The 3,730-nt window shown below is 70.9% G+C and carries 2 protein-coding genes; both read left to right on the top strand.

All coding sequences use genetic code 11. From position 1 onward, the window contains the following. A partial coding sequence (locus tag K0M70_RS14515) for an ATP-binding cassette domain-containing protein (protein WP_290783147.1) occupies nucleotides 1-1,156 on the top strand: 1,156 nt, incomplete at its 5' end. Between the two features lie 41 nt (nucleotides 1,157-1,197). Next, on the top strand, nucleotides 1,198-3,730 hold a 2,533-nt coding region (locus tag K0M70_RS14510; protein WP_290783145.1), incomplete at its 3' end, for an EAL domain-containing protein.

Here is a 3,730-nt window from a genome sequence, read left to right as displayed (position 1 = left end):
CGGGGCCCGGGGCGTGGCTATCGCCCTGTCCGCCCGCCTGCCGCGGCCCTACCCGGGGGCCCTGCGGGCGCGCCACCCCCACCACCCCCCCGCGGCCCAGCGCCAGCGCGCCAGGCGGGCGCGGGCGCTGGCGGGCGCGCCCCGGGTGCTGCTGGCCGATGAACCCACCTCGGCGCTGGACCCGCGCCTGGCCCGCGAAACCCTGGACCTGCTCGACCGGCTGCGCCGCGACCTGGGTTTGTCGGTGCTGCTGGTGAGCCACGACCTGCCGCTGGTGGCGACCTATGCCCAGCGCGTGGCGATCCTGCGCCGCGGCGAACTGGTGGAGCGCGGCGACGCGCAGACCGTGTTCGCCCAACCCGCGCATCCCTACACCCGCGAACTGCTGGCCGCCGAACACCTGCCGCCGCCCGAACCGGCCACGCCCGGAACGCTGCTGCTGGAGCTTGCCTCGCTGGGCGTGCGCTACCCGCGCGCACCGTCCCCGGCACTTGGCGACGCCAGCCTGCAGCTGCACCGCGGTGAGTGCCTGGCCCTGGTGGGCGAAAGCGGCAGCGGAAAAAGTACGCTGGGCCGGGCCGTGCTGCGGCTGGCCCGAAGCGGCGTCACCGGCCGCATCCTGCTGGACGGGGAAGACCTGCTGGAGGCCGGCACCGTTCGCCTGCGCGCCCTGCGCAGGCGCATTGGCGTCGTGTTCCAGGACCCGTACGCGTCGCTGGATCCGCGCATGCGGGTGGCCGACCTGATCGCGCAACCGCTGCGCATCCACGGCATCGGCGACCACGCCTCGCAGCGCACCCAGGCCCTGGGCCTGCTGGCCGACGTGGGACTGGACGCCGGCCTGGCGCGGCACTGGCCGCATCAACTTTCGGGCGGCCAGCGCCAGCGGGTGGCCATCGCCCGCGCCCTGGCCACCAACCCGGACCTGTTGGTTTGCGATGAAGCAGTATCGGCGCTGGACGCCCATCACCGCGCCGGCGTGCTGGCGCTGCTGCAGCGCCTCAAGCGCCAGCGCGGGCTGGCGCTGCTGTTCATCACCCATGATTTCGGCGCCGCGCGGGCCTTGGCCGAGCGTACGGCGGTGATTGTCGATGGACGCATTACGGACTGCGGGCCAACGGCCGACATCCTGGCCGGCGCGGCGCGGGCCGGCTGATACACTCGATTGACCCCGGGGAAGGGGGCGACCGAGAGCCCATGACGCAGCGTCCGATGTCCCCCAACCTGGCCACGCCCGTTCCGCACGCCCTGGCGCGCGGCGACGACCCGGCCGCGCTGGCCGCCGAAAACGGCCGGCTGCGGGTGGACGTGGAGCGCCTGGGCCGGGCCGAGCGCCTGCAGCGCGCGCTGTTCGCCATCAGCGACCTGGCCAGCTCCGGAGAAGAAACCGCAGTGGTGCTGCGCGGGCTGCATGAGATCGTCGGCCGGCTGATGTACGCCGAGAACTTCTACATCGTGCGCTATTCGCCCGAAAGCGAAGCGCTGCGCTTCATCTACTTCGCCGACAGCGTGGACCCGGTCCGTCCCGACCCCCTGGAAGAGTTTCCCGCCAGCGCCATGGCCAGCAGCCTCACGCTGGCCCTGATCCGCCACGGCCGGCCTGTGCTGGGGCCCTCCAGCCAGGTGCGTCGCGAACTGGGCGTGGTGCGCGACGCGGCACACGGCCCCGACAGCGACGACTGGCTGGGCGTGCCCATGCTGGACGAAGGCGTGGTGCGCGGCGCCGTGGTGGTGCAGAGCTACGACCCCACCGCCCGCTACAGCGACGAGGACAGCGTGCTGCTGGCCTACGTCGCCCAGCACATCCTCACGGCGCTGGCCCGCCGCGACGCCCAGGAGGAACTGGAGCGGCGCGTGGACGAACGCACCCGCGAGCTTCGCGAGCAGGTGACCGAGCGCGAGCGCAGCGAACGCCTGCAGGCGGCGCTGTTCCGGATCGCGGAACAGGCCGGCCGCAGCGAAAGCATCGAGGTGTTCTACGCCGAAGTCCACGGCATCGTCAGCGCCCTGCTGGACGCACGAAACTTCTTCATCGCCCTGCTCACCGAGGACGGCACGGAGCTCGACTTCCCCTACTCGGTGGACGAACGCGACCAGAAGCGTCCGCGCCGACGCCTGGCCAAAGGCCTCACCGAGTTCGTGCTGACGTCGGGCCAGCCCCTGCTGGCCGACCAGAACGCCATCCACGCCATGGTGGCGGAAGGCCAGGTGCAGTCGTTCGGCACGCCGTCGGTCTGCTGGCTGGGCGTGCCGCTGAACCTGGAGGGCCGTGCGGCCGGCGTCATCGCCGTGCAGAGCTACACGCCCGATTACGTCTACACCCGGCGCGACCAGGAACTGCTCAGCTTTGTTTCGTTCCACATCGCCCAGGCGCTCGAACGCCGGCAGGCCAACGAGTCGCTGCGCCAGGCCTATGCCGAGCTGGAGCAGCGCGTGGCGTCGCGCACCAGCGAACTGGCCGACGCCAACCGCGAACTGCTGGACCAGATCTCGGTGCGCGAACGCATGGAGCACAAGCTCAAGCACGAAGCCCTGCACGACACCCTGACCGGCTTGCCCAACCGCAGCCACCTGCTGGGCCGGATGGGCATGGCGCTGTCGCGCTTCCGGCACGACCCCAAGCAGCTGTTCGCGGTGCTGTTCCTGGACCTGGACCGGTTCAAGGTGGTGAACGACTCGGTCGGCCACCTCGTGGGCGACGAACTGCTCAAGGAAGCCGCGCGCCGCATCGGCCGCTGCGTTCGCGACCCCGACATGGTGGCGCGCCTGGGCGGCGACGAGTTCGCGATCGTGCTCGACTTCATCCACACCGACAACGATGCGGTGGCCGTGGCCGAGCGGGTGATCGCCGCGTTGGCCGAGCCGATGCGCATCGCTGGCAAGGAGCTCTACACCTCGGCCAGCATCGGCATCGCGCTGGTGGACCCGCGCTACCGCAGCCCCGAAGAGCTGCTTCGCGACGCCGACGTGGCCATGTACCGCGCCAAGGCCAATGGCCGCCAGCGCTTCGCCATATTCGACGAACAGCTGCACGAAGCCGCGCTGCGCCTGCTCGAACTGGAGGGCGACCTGCGACGGGCGCTCCAGCGCCATGAGTTCGAGCCGCACTACCAGCCCATCATCAGCCTGGCCGACGGCGGTGTGGTCGGGTTTGAGGCGCTCATGCGCTGGCACCACCCGGCACGCGGCCTGTGTTCGCCGGGCGAGTTCATCGGCATTGCCGAAGAAACCGGCAGCCTGGAACAGATGGACTGGCAGATCTACGACCTGGTCTGCCGCGACATCAAGCGCCTGGGCACGGGCAAGGCCTACACCACGCTCAACGTCTCACCCCGCCACCTGCGCGCCCCGGGCTTCGACCAGAAGCTGCTTGAGCTGATGTCGCGCCACGGCGTCAAGCGCGGCCAGCTGCGGCTGGAAGTCACCGAAGGCGCACTTCTGGAACAGCCCGAGGTGGTGCAGGCCTGCCTGGGCCAGCTGCGCGACGCCGGCGTGGCGACGCTGCTGGACGATTTCGGCACCGGCTATTCGTCGCTGTCGTACCTGCACCGCTTCCCGCTGCACGGGCTGAAGATCGACCGCAGCTTCGTGGCCGAACTGCGCAGCGGCGAAAGCGGCGGCAGCACCGCCATCGTGCGCGCCATCCGGCTGCTGGCCGATTCGCTGGGACTGGAAGTGATCGCCGAAGGCATCGAAACCGAAGACCAGCGCTACCAGCTGCGCCTGCTCG

It is taken from the genome of Arenimonas sp. (assembly GCF_019459675.1).
Classification (GTDB): Bacteria; Pseudomonadota; Gammaproteobacteria; order Xanthomonadales; family Xanthomonadaceae; genus Arenimonas.
This window is presented reverse-complemented; position numbering and strand designations above follow the sequence as displayed.